Below are 14,615 nucleotides of genomic sequence, written 5' to 3' on the forward strand. Positions count from 1 at the left end.
GCGGCGAATGTCCGCTTGTCGCGCAACCGGATGAAGCCGAATGGCATGCTGCAACGCGGCGCGCCTACCGGCCACACCGCCATGGTCATGACCGTGCCGATGGCGCCGCTTGCCCAGCCATGCGTCAAAGGGAACACGCCGAGAAACGGCCTGATGCCGGTATGGGCATCGGCCATGAAGAAGTTCAGGAATTGCAGGGGCCAGACCCTGCGGGGCAGCCGCAGGGGGCACAGATGTGCCCATTTCCGGTGATCCTCCGAGCCGCGCTCACAAACGTGGCGGCCCGGATCTCATTCCGCAGGGCGGTGTCTACTTCTCCGAAACACCAGCCTCGGCAAAACTTGCCATGCGGGCATGGCACTCCAGCGCCGAGCGGACGATGTTGACGGCGAGGCAGGCGCCGGAGCCTTCGCCGAGCCGCATGCCGAGATCGAGTAGAGGCGGCAGGTCGAGGGCTTCGAGCAGGCCGCGATGACCCGATTCGGCCGAGACGTGCGCGGCGATGGTGTGGGCGAGGCCGGCCGGGTGCAGCTTTGCCAGGGGCGCGGCGGCTGCCGTGCAGACGAAGCCGTCGAGCAGCACTGGTATGCCCAGATGGCGGGCGGCGAGGGTCGCGCCGAAAATGGCGGCGAGTTCGCGTCCGCCAAGCGCGGCGGCGATGCCAAGCGGATCGGCAAGGACAGCGGCATGGCGCTTCAGGCCGGCTTCGATGGCGACCACCTTGCGCTTCAGGCCGGCATCATCGACGCCGGTGCCGCGTCCGGTCCATTTTTCCGCACCGCCTCCGAACAGGGCGGCGGAAATGGCTGCCGCCGGCGTGGTGTTGCCGATGCCCATTTCGCCGAAGCAGATGATGTCGAGATCCTTCGTCACCGCGTCGTAGCCGGCGGAGACGGCGGCGAGGAAGGCCTTGTCATCCATTGCCGGCACTTGCGTGAAGTCGCCGGTGGGATGATCGAGGTCGAGCGGGATGACGTCGAGTTCGGCGCCGGCGATGCGGGCAAGCTGGTTGATGGCGGCGCCGCCGCCGGCGAAATTCGCCACCATCTGCACGGTGACTTCCGAAGGATAGGCCGATACGCCTTGCGCGGTGACGCCGTGATTGCCGGCGAAGACGAAAACCTTCACCCGGTCGAGCCTGGGCATATCGCGGCCCTGCCAGCGCGCCAGCCATGCGGCGATTGTTTCCAGCCGGCCGAGGCTGCCTTGCGGCTTGGTCAGCGTGTCCTGGCGGCGAGCGACCGCGTTGGCGGCGGCATCGCTGCCGGCGGGCAGGTCGAGGCAGGCGGCGCGCAGTTCATCGAGTGATTTGAAGGGCATGGGGGCAAAGTCTCCGAAAGGGAATCAGGCCAAAGGGAATCAGGAAAGAGCTACGGAAGCGACGAGCAGCACGGCGATTTCGCTCACCTGCTGCAAGGCGCCGATCGTGTCGCCGGTCTGGCCGCCGATCTGGTTGAGGCAAAGGGCGCGGAACGCGGCAAACAGCAGGCCAAGCAGGATGAGCGCGAAAACCGCACCACCGATCCCCAGCAACAGCAGCGGGATCGCGCCGAGCACAGCGCCGGCGACAGCGGTTTCAGCAGAGACGGCGCCGGCGCCGGCCGAGAGGCCTTCGGACCGCGCTGAGGGCAAGAGATGCATGAAGGCGCCGAGCATGCCGCGCGAGGCCGCGTGTGCGGCCACCAGGGCGAAGAGGGCTTGTGTGGGGTCGACGAATTCCGAAAGCGCGCTCCAGCGGATCAGCAGCGACAGGGCCAGCGCCGCAGCACCATAGGCGCCGATGCGGCTGTCGCGCATGATCTCGAGTTTCCGGCCGCGCGAGTTGCCGCCGCCGAAACCGTCGGCGACATCGGAAAGCCCGTCTTCATGCAGGCAGCCGGTGGTGGTGAGGGTTGCCGCGAGGGCAAGGGCTGCCGCCGGGCCCATGGCAAGGCCAAACCTCTCCGCCGTAGCGTAGACGATGGCGCCGATCAGCCCGATGGCGAGGCCAGCGACCGGTGCGGCCCAGATCGCGGCGGCAAGGCCGCGGCCGCGAAAATCGAAGACGGGCAACGGCAGGCGGGTGAAGAAGACCAGGCAGAGCGCGATATCGTCGAGGATCTGCCTGGGCGAAAGGCTCATGTTCTGGAACATGAGCCGGACTTTTTCCGAAAACCGATTGCCACTTTTCGGGATCATGCTCTAGCCCCTCGCAATGGCGTGGAAGAAGGTGCCGCTGACATGGCCACGCCGGTAGCCAGAGGCGCCGATCGGATTGCCCTGGCCATCGGCCAGGTCGGCCAGCGGGTCGTCGTTCCCGGTCGCGGTCATTTGCGCATAGTGGAATTCGTGGCCGCGGATCAGCGCGCCAGCTGAGCCGAGCGGGCAATCGGCGCGCAGCCGCGCCTCGCGATAGCCAAGATTCATTTTTCGTTTGGCGAAGCTGGTGGAATGGCCGAGCAGGCCGAGCATCGCATGCGTTTCGCTGGAGGCGTCCTCCAGCGCTTCGCCGAGCACCATGAAGCCACCGCACTCGCCGTGGATCGGCTTCGCCGCGGCGAATCTTGCCATGCCGGCCTTGAAAGTCCCCGCCGCCGCAAGCCGGCCGGCGTGAAGTTCGGGATAGCCGCCTGGCAGCCAGCAGACATCGCAGTCGTCGGCAGGTGCCTCGTCGGCGAGCGGCGAGAACGGGACGATCTCGGCGCCGGCCTTGCGCCAATAGGCTGCGACATGCGGATAGAGAAAGGTGAAGGCCGCATCCTCGGCCAGGGCGATCCGCTGGCCAGGCGGCACCAAAGCGTCGTCGAAGCCGCCGGGCGCCGGGGTGAGGGGGCTCGCCAGGGACATGATGGCGTCGAGGTCGAGCGACTTTTCGGCCATGTCGGCCAACCGGTCGAGATGCGCCATCAGGTCATCATATTCGCCGGCCTGGACGAGGCCCAGGTGGCGCTCGGGCAGGTTCAAGGTTGGATCGCGCAGGATGGCGCCGACGACCGGCAGGCCGATCGCCTCGATGGCGTCGCCCGACAGCCGGCGGTGGCGCTCGCTGCCCAGCCGGTTGAGCACGACGCCGGCCATGCGCACGTCAGGATCGTAGGTGGCAAAACCCTTGGCGACGGCCGCCGCCGTCGTCGACTGGCCGGAAACGTCGAGCACCAGCAGCACCGGCAGGCCGTAAAGCCGGGCGAGGTCGGCGGCGGAGCCGGTGCGTCCCGGCGAGGCCGGAATGCCGTCGAACAGGCCCATGGCGCTTTCGAGGATGACGAAATCGGTATCGTCGGCCGCTAGCGCGGCGAGCGCGTTGAGCAGCGATGGCGGCATCGCCCAGCTGTCGAGATTGACGCCAGACAAGCCCGTGGCGGCGGTATGAAAACCGGGGTCGATGTAATCGGGGCCGGATTTGGCGCCGCGCACTTTCAGGCCGCGCCGGGTGAGCGCGCGCAAGATGCCGATGGTGACGCTGGTCTTGCCCGAGCCGGAGCGCGGCGCGCCGATGATGATGGCACGGGCCGTCATGTGTGGCCCGCCAGTGCCGCGCGCATGGCGACGATGCCGCCGACGACGATCAGCGCCGGCGAGGCCAGCCCGGCGGCGGCCGCTTCCTCGGCGATGGTGGCGAGCGTGGCGACGACGGTTCGTTCCTGCGGCGTCGTCGCGGCGACGATCACTGCCGCCGGCGTCGATGGCGCCAGCCCGCCGTCCAGCAGTGCCGCGGCGATCAGAGGCAAATTGGCCATGCCCATATAGACCACGACAGGCTGGCCGGTGCGGGCGATTGCCCCCCAGTCGATGTCGTCATCGGTGCCGGCGGCGTGGCCGGTCGCCAGGATCACCGCCTTGTTGATGCCGCGCATGGTGGCCGGGATGCCGGTGGCGGCAAGCGCGCTGAGGCCCGAGGTCAGGCCGGGCAGGACGCGGAACGGGATGCCTTCCCGCGCCAGCGCCAGCGCTTCTTCGCCGCCACGGCCGAAAATATAGGGATCGCCGCCCTTCAGCCTGATGACGCGGCGGCCGTCGCGCGCAAGTCGGACCAGCAGTGCGGTGATGTCGTCCTGTTTCATCGACGGTTTGCCGCCGCGCTTGCCGGCAAAGAAAAGCTCGGCATTTCCGGCAACCGCAACGACATCGGGGGAGACCAGCGCGTCGTAGACCACCGCATCCGCCTCGGCCAGCGCCGCCAGCACCTCCAGGGTCAGGCAGCCTGGATCGCCGGGGCCGGCGCCGGCCAGCCAGACATGGCCCGGCTCCAGCCGGCGCGGCTTGAAGTTCAGCCGGGCGAGCGCCTGTTCGAGCGTGGCGTTCTCGCCGTTGTTTTTGGTGCCGCCGCTCACAATCCGTCCCGTCCGCGAAAACGCCGCTGGTAGTGGGCGTCGTACAATGAACTCTCGCCAAAACCTTCCGCCGCCAGCGAGCGGCCGACGAAGATGATCGCCGTGCGCTTCATCGGATCGGCGGCGAGCAGCGCCTCGATGGTCGCAAGTGTTCCGGTCAGCACGCGCTCGTCCGGCCAGGAGGCGCGGAAGACGATCGCCACCGGGCAATCGCCGCCATAATACGGTGTCAGCTCGGCGACGACGCGATCGATGGCGTGGATGGCCAGATGGATGGCGAGCGTGGCGCCGGTGCGTCCGAAACCGGCCAGCGTTTCGCCAGGCGGCATCTTTGACGCGCGGCCGGAGATGCGGGTCAGCACCAGGCTTTGCGCCACTTCGGGAATGGTCAGTTCGCGGCGAAGCGCTGCTGCCGCCGCAGCGAAGGAAGGGACGCCCGGCGTCAGCGTGTAGGGAATGCCGTGCTTTTCCAACCGGCGGATCTGCTCGGCGACGGCGCTCCACACCGACAGGTCGCCGGAATGCAGTCGCGCCACATCGTGGCCGGCCTTGTGGGCATCGAGATAGGCGGCCTCGATCTCATCCAGCGACATCGGCGCGGTGTCGATCAGTCTGGTGCCCGGCGCGCAATGCTGCAGCAATTCGGGCGCGACGATCGAACCGGCATGGAGGCAGACCGGGCAGCTTGCCAGCAGCCTCGCGCCGCGCAGCGTGATGAGGTCGGCGGCACCTGGGCCGGCGCCGATGAAATGAACGGTCATGGCGCATCTCCGCTGATGGCGATGGCGCAGGTGACCGGACCGAGCACCGTGCGGGGGCCGAGCAGCCTGGCGCCTTTGCCGGCAACGGCAAGGGCAGATGCCTCGGAAACCGATGGCGTTCCGGCCAGATCCTGCGACAGGCTGGAGCGGCTGATTGTGGCTGATGCGGCAGCCTCGATCGCGGCCGCATCGGCGACGATGACCGGAAGATTGAGCCGATGTCCGGCGGCAAAGATGGCATTCTCGTCCTGCTTCAGAGGAGCGGTCGCCAAGGCAGACAGCGCCGTCATCGTCAGGCCATGCGCGTCGACAGCGGTTTCTACCGCCGCAAGCACGTCCTCGACGCTCACGCCTTTTCGGCTGCCGATGCCCGCGACCATCATGGCTTCACCCAGCTCCATTGCGTGACCGGCATCGCCGGCCGCCATGCCTGCATCGTGCCGACCGGTGACGCGCGGGATATGTTGATGCGGATGAGATCGCCGCCAAGCGAGACATGGCGGTCAAGAAGCAGGGCCTCCATCTCCAGCGTCACCGCATTGGCGACGAGGCGGCCGCCAGTGCGCAGGGCCTTGATGGCGGCGTTCAACACGCCGGTGTCGCTGCCGCCACCGCCGATGAAGATCGCGTCGGGCGTGTCCAGCCTGGCAAGCGCCCTGGGTGCGCTGCCCTCCACCACGACCAGGCCGGGAACGCCACAGGTGGCGGCGTTGCGGCCAATCCGGGCGGCGCGGGTCGGGTCTGCCTCGATGGCTATGGCGCGCATGGAGGGATGGGCCAGCATCCATTCGATGCCGATGGAACCGGAGGCGGCGCCGATGTCCCACAACAGTTCGCCGCGCCTCGGTGCCAGCGTCGACAGGGTTATCGAGCGGATTTCGCGCTTGGTGATCTGGCCGTCATGGTCGAACAGATGGTCGGCAAGACCAACCGTGAGCGGCAGGACACGGGCCTGCGGATTTGAATCAATTTCGATGGCCAGAACGTTGAGCGGATTGATGTTTTCGAGATCGAAGGCGTCGGCGCGGGCCGTGCGCAGCTTCTCGTTTGGCCCGCCCAGCGCCTCCAGAACCGTCAGCCGCGATGCACCGAAGTCGAGCTCGGCGAGCAGGCGGGCGATTGCCGCCGGCGCTTCGCCATCCGAGGTCAGCGCCAATATGTGCGCGTTCGGCTGCAGCAGCGGCCGGATCAGGTCGAGCGGCCGGCCATGCAGGGAGACGGTCTCGATGTCCTGCAGCGCCCAGCCAAGCCTCGCGGCGGCCAGCGAAATGGCCGACGGCGCGGGAATGACATGCATCTCCCGCGGCTCGACCTTGCGGGCGAGGGTAGCGCCGACACCGTGGAAGAACGGATCGCCGGAGGCGAGCACGCAGACGCGTCTGCCGGCAAGCGCGAGCACATCAGCCATCTCGGCATCGAAAGGAACCGGCCAGGCGCGCGCCTCGCCCTTGGCAAAGGCAGCCACCAGCGCCAGGTGCCGCTTGCCGCCGAAGATGACTTCCGCCTGGGCGATCAGTTGCTTGGCCTCGTCGCCGAGACCCGCTAAACCGTCCTCGCCGATGCCGACGACCGTCAGCCATCGCGAGTTGAGCTTGGCACCGCGCGGACCCTCAGCAGGCATGATGACCCACCGTATTCTGATCCTCGGCGGCACCACCGAAGCCCGGCAATTGGCGGGCAAGCTCGCCGCCCGCGCCGATCTGTCGGTCACACTGTCGCTGGCAGGCCGTACCGAAAGCCCGGTGGCGCAAGGCGTGCCTGTGCGAAGCGGAGGATTTGGCGGCGCCGATGGTCTGGCCGCCTATCTTCGGGAAACGGGCACCGATCTGATGGTCGACGCCACGCACCCCTATGCAGCGCAAATCTCCGCCAATGCCGCGCAAGCCGCGCGCGCTGCCGGCGTGCCGATCCTTGCCCTGCGGCGCCCGGGCTGGGAGCCTGTCGACGGCGACCGCTGGACGCCGGTCGATACGGTTGGCGATGCCGTGCGAGCGCTTGGGCCGGCGCCGCGTCGCGTCTTCCTGGCGCTCGGCAGGCAAGAGGTCGCCGCTTTCGAAGCAGCACCCCAACACCACTATCTCATCCGCAGCGTCGATCCAGTCGAGCCGAAGCTGGACGTGCCGGATGCGAGCTATCTGTTGGCTCGTGGGCCCTTTCGCGAGGCGGAAGAACGCGCACTGCTCGAAAAGCATCGCATCGAAATCGTCGTGTCCAAGGACAGCGGCGGCGAAGCGACCTATGGCAAGATCGCCGCGGCGCGGGCGCTGGGTATCGAGGTGGTCATGGTGCGCAGGCCCGATCTGCCGGACGTTCCCTCGGCTGAAACCGTCGAGGCGCTGGCCGCGCTTATCGATCAACTTGGGGTCGATCATTTTCTCTGACCCGTCGACGAGCGCGGCGTGTAGACAAGCGCCGGCTTCTCGCCGCGCCTGATGATCCGGGTTTCCGGCGAACCGATGATGATGCAGGTGGCCATGTCGGCCTTGCGCGCATCGACGTCGGCCAGCAGATAGACCTCGATGCGCTCGTCCGGGCGGCCGGCGGCTCGGCCGAAAATCACCGGCGTGGTGCCGGGCAGGATCGCGGTCAGGCATTCGAAGGCGCGGCCAAGTTGCCAGGGGCGTGCCTTGCTGATCGGATTGTAGAGTGCGATGACGAAGCCGGCGCCGGCCGCCGCCAGCAGGCGCAGCTCGATCAATTCCCATGGCTTCAGATTGTCGGACAGCGAAATCGCGCAGAAATCATGGCCGAGCGGCGCGCCGATGCGTGCGGCGACCGCAAGCATGGCGGTAATTCCGGGCACGACCGCGACATCGACCGCGCGCCATTCGACCGGGCCGGCCTCGATTGCTTCGCAGACGGCGGCAGCCATGGCGAACACGCCGGGATCGCCACCGGAGACGACGGCGACATCGTGACCTTCGGCTGCTTTCGTCAAAGCATCCTTGGAGCGGGCGAGTTCCTCGCGGTTGTCGGAGGCGACGCGGGTCTGGTCCGGGCGCAGCTCGAGCCGGTCGAGATAGGGCTTGTAGCCATAGAAGAATTTTGCTTCCGCCACGGCGCGGTTGGCTTCCGGCGTCACCTGATCGGCATTGCCGGGTCCAAGCCCGATGACGGTGAGACGGCCGCTCATGCTTCGGCTCCCAGGGCGCCTGGCCTGCCGGACCAGCCGGCAACCAGCACAATGGCGAAATAGGGGGCCTTGTCGTCCTTTTTGTCGGCAAGCTTCATCGAGACGCTGCCCGGCATCGTGCCGCGCTCGACATAGACGGCACGCGCCAGCTTGCCTGTCGCTTCCAGCGCCCGCCTGATCTTGGGCAGGTTGCGGCCGACCTTCATGATGACGGCGGCATCGGTGTCAGCCAGCCGGCGGGTCAGATCGAACTCGCTCATCGTGCCGGGCAGCACGGTCAGCACGTCATCGCCCTGGACGATCGGCAGGCCGGTCGCCGACCAGCAGCCGGACATTGCGGTTATGCCGGGAATGACCTCGGTTGGAAAACGATGAGCCAGGCGCACATGCAGATGCATGTAGGAGCCGTAGAAAAGCGGATCGCCCTCGGAAAGCACGGCAACCATTCTGCCTGCTTCGAGGTGCCCGGCGACCTTCTCGGCCGACTCCTCGTAGAAACCCGTGATCTGCGAGCGGTAGTCGTCGTGATCCTTGTCGATTTCGGTGGTGACGGGATAGAGCAGCGGCAGTTCCGTCATGCCGGGGCGGAACCGCGCTTCGACGATGGCGCGCGCGTTGCTGTTGTTGCCGCGCTTGGCGAAATAGGCCACGACATCGGCCTCGGCCAGGGCCCGCGCGGCCTTCAGCGTCAACAGCTCGGGGTCGCCGGGACCAGTGCCGACGCCGACGAGACGGCCTTTGGCAAGCGCGTTCACAGGCCAGCCCTCGCCAGCGAATTGAGCGCGGCGGCGGTCATGGCGCTGCCGCCAAGCCGGCCTCGCACGATGGCATAGGGCACGCCGTAGGAATTATCGGCCAGCGCATCCTTGGATTCCGCGGCCCCGACAAAGCCGACCGGCATGCCGATGATGGCCGCCGGCTTCGGCGCTCCGTCGCGCAGTTTTTCCAGCAGATAGAAGAGCGCGGTCGGCGCATTGCCGATGGCGACCACCGAGCCGGCCATGCGCTCGCCCCAAAGGTCGATCGCGGCGGCCGAACGGGTGTTGCCGATCTCCCTGGCGATTTCGTGCGTGCGCTGGTCGCGCAGCGTGCAGATCACCTCGTTGCCGGCCGGCAGCCGGGCGCGGGTGACGCCATGGGAGACCATTTCCGCATCGCAGAAGATCGGTGCGCCGGCCGAAAGCGCCTTGCGCGCCGCGGCCACGAAATCGGTGGAAAAAACAAAATGCCTGGCAGCCTCGACCTGGCCGCAGGCATGGATCATGCGGATGGCGACATCGGCCTCGGCTTCGGAGAAGCGCGACAGGTCCGCCTCGGCGCGAATGATGGCGAAGGAGCGCTCGTAGATCGCCGTGCCGTCGTGGATGTAGTCGTAGGCGGCCATGCTCATTCCTGTCGGTAAGCCTCGGCGATGCCGGCCGCGCCAAGCCGTGTCAGGCAAGCGGCGGCTGTTTCGCCTGGAAGTCGTGCACTGCGGATCCTCGCCGCGACGCGGCTGATGCCGCGCGCGGCGTCATAGCCCGGCCTGTACCCGGCAGGAAGGGCCTTTGCCGTCGCGTTCACGACAAGTCCGGCTCCGTTTTCGTCGCCGACGACGGTCAGCGCCGCCGGGCCGGGGTGGGCGCAGCCCTTGGCGCAGCCGGAAATGTGAAGGGTGAAGTCGAGGATGTCGGCGTTTTCGGCGGCGATCGTCTCCGCAATGTCGCGCGTGGCGATCCGGCCGGATGCGCAGGCCGGAGCGCCAGGACAAGCGGCAATGCGCGTGCGCGGATCGGAGGCGTCGGTGACGAAGCCGAGGCTGGCGGCGGTGTCCCGGAGGGGGAGGTCGGCGGCTGCCGGCTGGCCGAGGAAAAGCAGGGCGCGACCCGGGGCGAGGCGGATTTCGGTGGTGCCGAGTGCGAGGGCGCGCTGTGCAAGGCCGATGATCTTGTCCGCCGGCATGCTGCCGAAGGGTAGGGCGATGCCGACAGCGATGGCGTGGAGGGCCAAGGGGAAAAGGCCGATTGGTTTGCGCGAGGCGCCCCCCTCTGTCCTGCCGGACATCTCCCCCTCAGGGGGGGAGATCGGCAGCTTCAACGCTTGCTCTTCCATAACAACAGTGGAGATTGGCGAAACCATCGGTGACAGCGTAATCTCCCCCCTTGAGGGGGAGATGTCCGGCAGGACAGAGGGGGGCGCCTCGCGCAAACCTGTCAAGCGTAGCCAGCCCGCCAGAGACGCCAACTGTCTCTCCGACAAATCCCTTGCGTGGGCGTCACGGCCTTTTTCAGCGACCATCCTCAGTGCAGCGACGGCTATGTCTCTCGCGGCATCCGCATCGACCTTTGCCAACACCTTCGCGTTTCGGCCGTCGCCGGCAACCGATACTCTCCAACGGATGTCGTTGTCGGCTCGTATTGCCTTCAGCCGCACATCGGCCGTCAACGCATCCATCATCAGCTGCCCGCCGCCGTCCACAATGACCGACACTTTCGGGCCGAGCCGTGGCGTGAGCCCGGCTTCTTCAACTGCTACCCGAATTCGTTCAGCCAGCGGGCGCGGATCGGCAATCTCATAGGAATCGATGCCCGCCAGCGGCCCGGTTTCAACCGGCATGCCGGTGCGCACTGCGATGCCCAGCGCATCAACCTCGGTCGCCAGAAGTCGCGCGCTATCCGCTGTCAGGCCGCGTATCTGCAAACTGCCGCGCGCGGTGACTTCCATGATGCCGTTGCCGTGTCGCAGGGCGGATTCGGCCAGCCCGATCACCGATTTCGGCGACAACCCTCCAGCGACAGGGTTGAGCCGCACCAGCAGGCCGTCGCCGGTCTGCATGGGGGCTGCCAAAGCGGGGCAGGCGCCACGGCGCGAAAAGGCGTTCATGCTGCCACCCCAAGCGCCTCGGCCTCGGCGATCAGCGCGGCCAGATCGTCGTCGATGGAATTGCGCAACGGATGCCACAGACCACGCCGGCGCGCCGACAGGAAGCGCTCGGCAATGACCTTCGCGGCAGCAGGGTTTTCGCGCAGGATGAAGGCGCGCACCTCGGGATCACCGACATAGGCATCATGAACGGCCTCGATCAGCGTGCCCGGAATGGCGTGGGTGGTTTCGGCGAAGCCGACCAGCCGGTCGACCGTCTCGGCGAATTCGGAAGCGCCGCGCGGGCCGTGGCGCATCTGGCCTGATATGAAGCGGGGATTGACGGCACGCGCACGCACCACGCGGGCCACCGCCTCGCCAACAGAGCGCGGCTTCGGCTTCTGCGGATCCGTGGTGTCGAGCACGATGACGTCGGCATTCCTGCCGAGGGTCGCAAGCGCGGCCGAAAAGCCGCCGATGAAGGCGACGTCGGCGGAGCCTTCGAGAATGTCGCGTCCGGGGTCGTCACCGGTGTGGACGAGAAGATCGGCCTCGGCGATGCGTCCCTCGAAGGCGCCAGGCGCCGAGATGCCTTCGCCGCCATAAGCATGCGAGGTGGCGTCGAGATAGGCGCGGCCGATCTCCTCGCGCGTCGCCCAGTCGCCGCTCGACAGCAGATCCTCGACGCCGGCGCCGTAGGTGCCGGGCGAGGTGCCGAAGATGCGGGGGCTGACCTTGCCGTCCGTGCGGGTTCTCGCCGCGAGCGGGTTTTCGGAATCCTCCTCGTCACGCGCGGCAACCGCGTTGGCGGCGGTATCGATCAGCGCGATCTGGGTCGGGAACATGTCGCGGAACAGGCCTGAGATACGCCAGGTGACGTCGACGCGCGGGCGGCCAAGCATGGCCGGCGGCAACACCTCGATGCCGGTGATACGTCCGGTCGCGGCGTCCCATTGCGGCCGGCATCCCATCAGCGCCAGGCCCTGCGCGATCTCCTCGCCGCCGGTGCGCAGCGACGCCGAACCCCAGAGATCGATGACCAGCGAACGCGGCCAGTCGCCATGCGATTGCATGTAGCTGCGCACCACTTCCTCCGCCGCCGCTCGGCCCAGATCATAGGCGGTCGGCGTCGGCATGGTGCGCGGGTCCGAGGTGAACAGGTTGCGGCCGGTGGGCAAAACATCGGAGCGGCCGCGTGCGGGTGCGCCGGCCGGACCGGCCTTCACGTGGCGGCCGTCGAGTGCGGCGAGCAATGCCGTTTTCTCGGCTTCCGCACTTTGGCGGCGCATGGCGTCGGGTTCGTCCTCGGGCGAGCGGCCATAGATATGCAAGCCGTCCTTGATGGCGAAATCCTTGAGGTCGCAGAGCCAGGCGTCGATGCGGCGCAGCGCCTCGTCGGGCGCGTCGGTCCTGGCGACCCCGGCTTCGGAGGCGAGGCCGGTCTTTTGCGCGGTTTCGACGATCAGCTTGGCCAGACGGTCGCGCCGGCGGCGGTCGAGACCATCGGCCTGGGCATATTCGTCGACCAGGCGCTCAAGTCTGTGCTGGTTTTCGTCCAGCCCGGCGCCAGTTAGCGGCGGCGGCAGATGGCCAAGGGTGACGGCGGCGATGCGCCGCTTGGCCTGCGCCGCCTCGCCGGGATTGGAAACGATGAAGGGATAGATAACGGGCAGGGGACCGGTGACGATCTCGGGAAAACAGTTTTCAGAGAGTGCAACCGTCTTGCCCGGCAGCCATTCCAGCGTGCCATGGGCGCCGACATGGACAAGCGCATGGACGGCAAGCGATTTGCGCAGCCAGAGGCCGAAGGCGATCAGCGCATGGCGCGGTGGCAGCGTCGGGTCATGATAGTCGGCGCGGCGGTCAGCGGAACGGCCGCGATCGGGGGCTAGCGCGACGGTGATGTTGCCGAAGGTGGCGGCACGGAAGGGAAAGTGTGCCGATGTCGGCGCTTGAACACCCCCCTCTGTCCTCCCGGACATCTCCCCCGCAAGGGGGGAGATCGGCAGTTTCGGTGCCGGTTCTCCTTTTGCAGCCTCAGCGGTTGGCGCAACGTCTGATATTGGCGAAAGCAATGATGACGGCGCAATCTCCCCCCTTGCGGGGGAGATGTCCGGCAGGACAGAGGGGTGTGCCTCGCACAGGCCTTTGTCGTCCTCCGCCTTGCCCCACGCAGCTTTTACCGCAGCCATCGCCCCAGGCGGCAGGCCCTTGGACAAGTCTCGATAGTCCCCCAGCCCCAGCCCGTCACTGCCGCGTTCCAGCATCTGCAGCAGCTCACGCGGCGTTTGCGGAATCCCCTCGACGGCGTAGCCCTGTTCGCTCAGATCGTGCAGCATCGCCAGCACGCTGGACGGCACGTCGAGGCCGACGGCATAGCCGGTGCGGCCGGGGGCGCTCGGATAGTCCGGGATGAGGATGGCGAGCTTGCGCTCGGCGCGAGGCGTCTCCTGCAAGCGAATGAAGGCCGCGACGCGGTCCGCCACTTGCGCTACGCGATCCGCTTCCGGCCGGTTGGCGAAGGCGCGGTGACCAAGCGCCGGATCGGTCTCGCTTTCGCCCTTGAAGGAAATCGCGCCGGCAAGGATGCGGCCGTCCAATTCGGGCAGCACGACATGCATGGCGAGGTCGGCGGGCGCCAGCCCACGCTGGTTGTTCTCCCAGATGTCGCGGCGGGTGGTGGCGACGATGACCTGGAACACAGGCACGCCGGCGCGGTCGAACGGGGTTTCGACGCCGGGTTCGGCGCCAGAGGCGAAAGCGGTCGCGGTGATGATGGCGGCGGGTTTCAGCGCGGCGAGCGCGGTCTCCACGAACGTGAGCGACGCCGGGTCCTTCAGGCTGGCGACGAAGATCGGGGCCGGGCGCATGCCGCGCTGCCGCAGCGCTTCGAAAAGGGCATCGATCGGCGCGACATCGGCGGCGAGCAGCATCGAGCGATAGAACAGGATGGGCACGACGTTTCCCTCCCCCTCGAAGGGAAGGGGTAGGCCGCGCTCCATGACGCCATGTCCCGGCTCATAAAACCCGGCCTTCGGAACCGCGACCGGTTCGGCGACTGCCGCATCCGATCCCGCCAACCGTGCAAGCCGGTGCACCAGCGCGCTCATATTCGCCGGGCCGCCCTCGCGAAAATAGTCGAGCAGGCCCTCCAATTCCTCGCGCGGCAGTGTCGAGGCTTCGATCAGGCGCAGGTCCTCGTCGCGGCACTCGCCGGGCAGTAGCGCCAGTTTTATGCCGCGGTCGCGGGCGACCGCAGCAAGCTGGTCACAGCCATAGCGCCACCAGTCGTAGCCGCCAAGGATGCGAACGAGGATGACCTTGGCGTGGCGGGCGACGCTGTCGACCCAGAGGTCGACGGACATGGGATGGCGCAGGTCGCGAAGTGCGGCCAGCCGCATCGAAGGCAGGCGGTTGGCATCCGTCTTCCACGCCGCCGCCAGCCCGGCGAGATCGCTGTCGGTGAAGGACAGCGCCACGACATCCGCCGGCGTCTGCCGCAGATCGACCGGCTCGGCGAAATCGTCGAGCGAGGCGGAGGTCGTGGTGAGGATGTGCATGGCGTTAAAA

General features: G+C 67.6%; 13 protein-coding genes. 1 reads left to right on the plus strand and 12 read right to left on the minus strand.

Annotated elements, in window-relative coordinates:
- Positions 1-309: 309 nt before the first annotated feature.
- From cobT to cbiE, 7 genes are read right to left on the minus strand one after another with little or no spacing between them, the layout of a single operon-like run.
- Entirely contained in the window at positions 310-1,320 is a 1,011-nt protein-coding gene (gene cobT / locus NR193_RS12995) for a nicotinate-nucleotide--dimethylbenzimidazole phosphoribosyltransferase (RefSeq protein ID WP_256751227.1), read from the minus strand.
- 39 nt (positions 1,321-1,359) lie between these two features.
- On the minus strand, positions 1,360-2,133 hold the full coding sequence (cobS, locus tag NR193_RS13000; protein WP_375162703.1) for an adenosylcobinamide-GDP ribazoletransferase: 774 nt from the start codon (positions 2,131-2,133) through the stop codon (positions 1,360-1,362).
- Between the two features lie 48 nt (positions 2,134-2,181).
- Positions 2,182-3,495: a cobyrinate a,c-diamide synthase gene (locus tag NR193_RS13005; protein WP_256751229.1), complete on the minus strand. Its 1,314-nt coding sequence runs from the start codon at positions 3,493-3,495 to the stop codon at positions 2,182-2,184.
- The gene (cobA, locus tag NR193_RS13010; RefSeq protein ID WP_256751230.1) at positions 3,492-4,310 is read right to left on the minus strand and encodes a uroporphyrinogen-III C-methyltransferase; all 819 of its coding nucleotides are present in this window, start codon (positions 4,308-4,310) and stop codon (positions 3,492-3,494) included. The genes NR193_RS13005 and cobA overlap by 4 nt, the downstream gene beginning before the upstream one ends.
- Positions 4,307-5,071 carry a precorrin-4 C(11)-methyltransferase gene (cobM, locus tag NR193_RS13015; RefSeq protein WP_256751231.1) on the minus strand — a complete coding sequence of 255 codons (765 nt, stop codon included), beginning with the start codon at positions 5,069-5,071 and terminating at the stop codon, positions 4,307-4,309. The genes cobA and cobM overlap by 4 nt, the downstream gene beginning before the upstream one ends.
- Positions 5,068-5,454 (minus strand): cobalamin biosynthesis protein, encoded by a 387-nt coding sequence (locus tag NR193_RS13020; protein WP_256751317.1) that lies wholly within the window; start codon positions 5,452-5,454, stop codon positions 5,068-5,070. The genes cobM and NR193_RS13020 overlap by 4 nt, the downstream gene beginning before the upstream one ends.
- On the minus strand, positions 5,451-6,692 hold the full coding sequence (gene cbiE, locus NR193_RS13025) for a precorrin-6y C5,15-methyltransferase (decarboxylating) subunit CbiE (protein ID WP_256751232.1): 1,242 nt from the start codon (positions 6,690-6,692) through the stop codon (positions 5,451-5,453). The genes NR193_RS13020 and cbiE overlap by 4 nt, the downstream gene beginning before the upstream one ends.
- Before the next feature lies 1 nt (position 6,693).
- On the opposite strand from cbiE, the gene NR193_RS13030 reads away from it, so the two are divergent.
- Positions 6,694-7,452: a cobalt-precorrin-6A reductase gene (locus tag NR193_RS13030; protein ID WP_256751233.1), complete on the plus strand. Its 759-nt coding sequence runs from the start codon at positions 6,694-6,696 to the stop codon at positions 7,450-7,452.
- On the opposite strand, the gene NR193_RS13035 is transcribed toward NR193_RS13030, so the two are convergent.
- From NR193_RS13035 to NR193_RS13055, 5 genes are read right to left on the minus strand one after another with little or no spacing between them, the layout of a single operon-like run.
- Positions 7,440-8,204: a precorrin-3B C(17)-methyltransferase gene (locus NR193_RS13035; protein WP_256751234.1), complete on the minus strand. Its 765-nt coding sequence runs from the start codon at positions 8,202-8,204 to the stop codon at positions 7,440-7,442. The genes NR193_RS13030 and NR193_RS13035 overlap by 13 nt on opposite strands.
- The gene (locus tag NR193_RS13040; RefSeq protein WP_256751235.1) at positions 8,201-8,959 is read right to left on the minus strand and encodes a precorrin-2 C(20)-methyltransferase; all 759 of its coding nucleotides are present in this window, start codon (positions 8,957-8,959) and stop codon (positions 8,201-8,203) included. Before NR193_RS13040 ends, NR193_RS13035 begins: the two co-directional genes overlap by 4 nt.
- The gene (locus NR193_RS13045) at positions 8,956-9,588 is read right to left on the minus strand and encodes a precorrin-8X methylmutase (RefSeq protein ID WP_256751236.1); all 633 of its coding nucleotides are present in this window, start codon (positions 9,586-9,588) and stop codon (positions 8,956-8,958) included. The genes NR193_RS13040 and NR193_RS13045 overlap by 4 nt, the downstream gene beginning before the upstream one ends.
- 2 nt (positions 9,589-9,590) lie before the next feature.
- Positions 9,591-11,066 carry a precorrin-3B synthase gene (gene cobG, locus NR193_RS13050; RefSeq protein ID WP_375162702.1) on the minus strand — a complete coding sequence of 492 codons (1,476 nt, stop codon included), beginning with the start codon at positions 11,064-11,066 and terminating at the stop codon, positions 9,591-9,593.
- Entirely contained in the window at positions 11,063-14,605 is a 3,543-nt protein-coding gene (locus NR193_RS13055) for a cobaltochelatase subunit CobN (RefSeq protein ID WP_256751237.1), read from the minus strand. Before NR193_RS13055 ends, cobG begins: the two co-directional genes overlap by 4 nt.
- Between the last annotated feature and the right edge of the window lie 10 nt (positions 14,606-14,615).

This window comes from Mesorhizobium sp. Mes31 (assembly GCF_024519675.1).
In the GTDB taxonomy this organism is placed as follows: Bacteria; Pseudomonadota; Alphaproteobacteria; order Rhizobiales; family Rhizobiaceae; genus Mesorhizobium.

Excerpts from the sequence above, each read along its gene's own strand:
- cobT (WP_256751227.1), bottom strand. The coding sequence starts at position 1,320 with ATGCCCTTCAAATCACTCGATGAACTGCGCGCCGCCTGCCTCGACCTG.
- cobS (WP_375162703.1), bottom strand. The coding sequence starts at position 2,133 with ATGTTCCAGAACATGAGCCTTTCGCCCAGGCAGATCCTCGACGATATC.
- NR193_RS13005 (WP_256751229.1), bottom strand. The coding sequence starts at position 3,495 with ATGACGGCCCGTGCCATCATCATCGGCGCGCCGCGCTCCGGCTCGGGC.
- cobM (WP_256751231.1), bottom strand. The coding sequence starts at position 5,071 with ATGACCGTTCATTTCATCGGCGCCGGCCCAGGTGCCGCCGACCTCATC.
- NR193_RS13020 (WP_256751317.1), bottom strand. The coding sequence starts at position 5,454 with ATGATGGTCGCGGGCATCGGCAGCCGAAAAGGCGTGAGCGTCGAGGAC.
- cbiE (WP_256751232.1), bottom strand. The coding sequence starts at position 6,692 with ATGCCTGCTGAGGGTCCGCGCGGTGCCAAGCTCAACTCGCGATGGCTG.
- NR193_RS13030 (WP_256751233.1), top strand. The coding sequence starts at position 6,694 with ATGACCCACCGTATTCTGATCCTCGGCGGCACCACCGAAGCCCGGCAA.
- NR193_RS13035 (WP_256751234.1), bottom strand. The coding sequence starts at position 8,204 with ATGAGCGGCCGTCTCACCGTCATCGGGCTTGGACCCGGCAATGCCGAT.
- NR193_RS13045 (WP_256751236.1), bottom strand. The coding sequence starts at position 9,588 with ATGGCCGCCTACGACTACATCCACGACGGCACGGCGATCTACGAGCGC.
- cobG (WP_375162702.1), bottom strand. The coding sequence starts at position 11,066 with ATGAACGCCTTTTCGCGCCGTGGCGCCTGCCCCGCTTTGGCAGCCCCC.
- NR193_RS13055 (WP_256751237.1), bottom strand. The coding sequence starts at position 14,605 with ATGCACATCCTCACCACGACCTCCGCCTCGCTCGACGATTTCGCCGAG.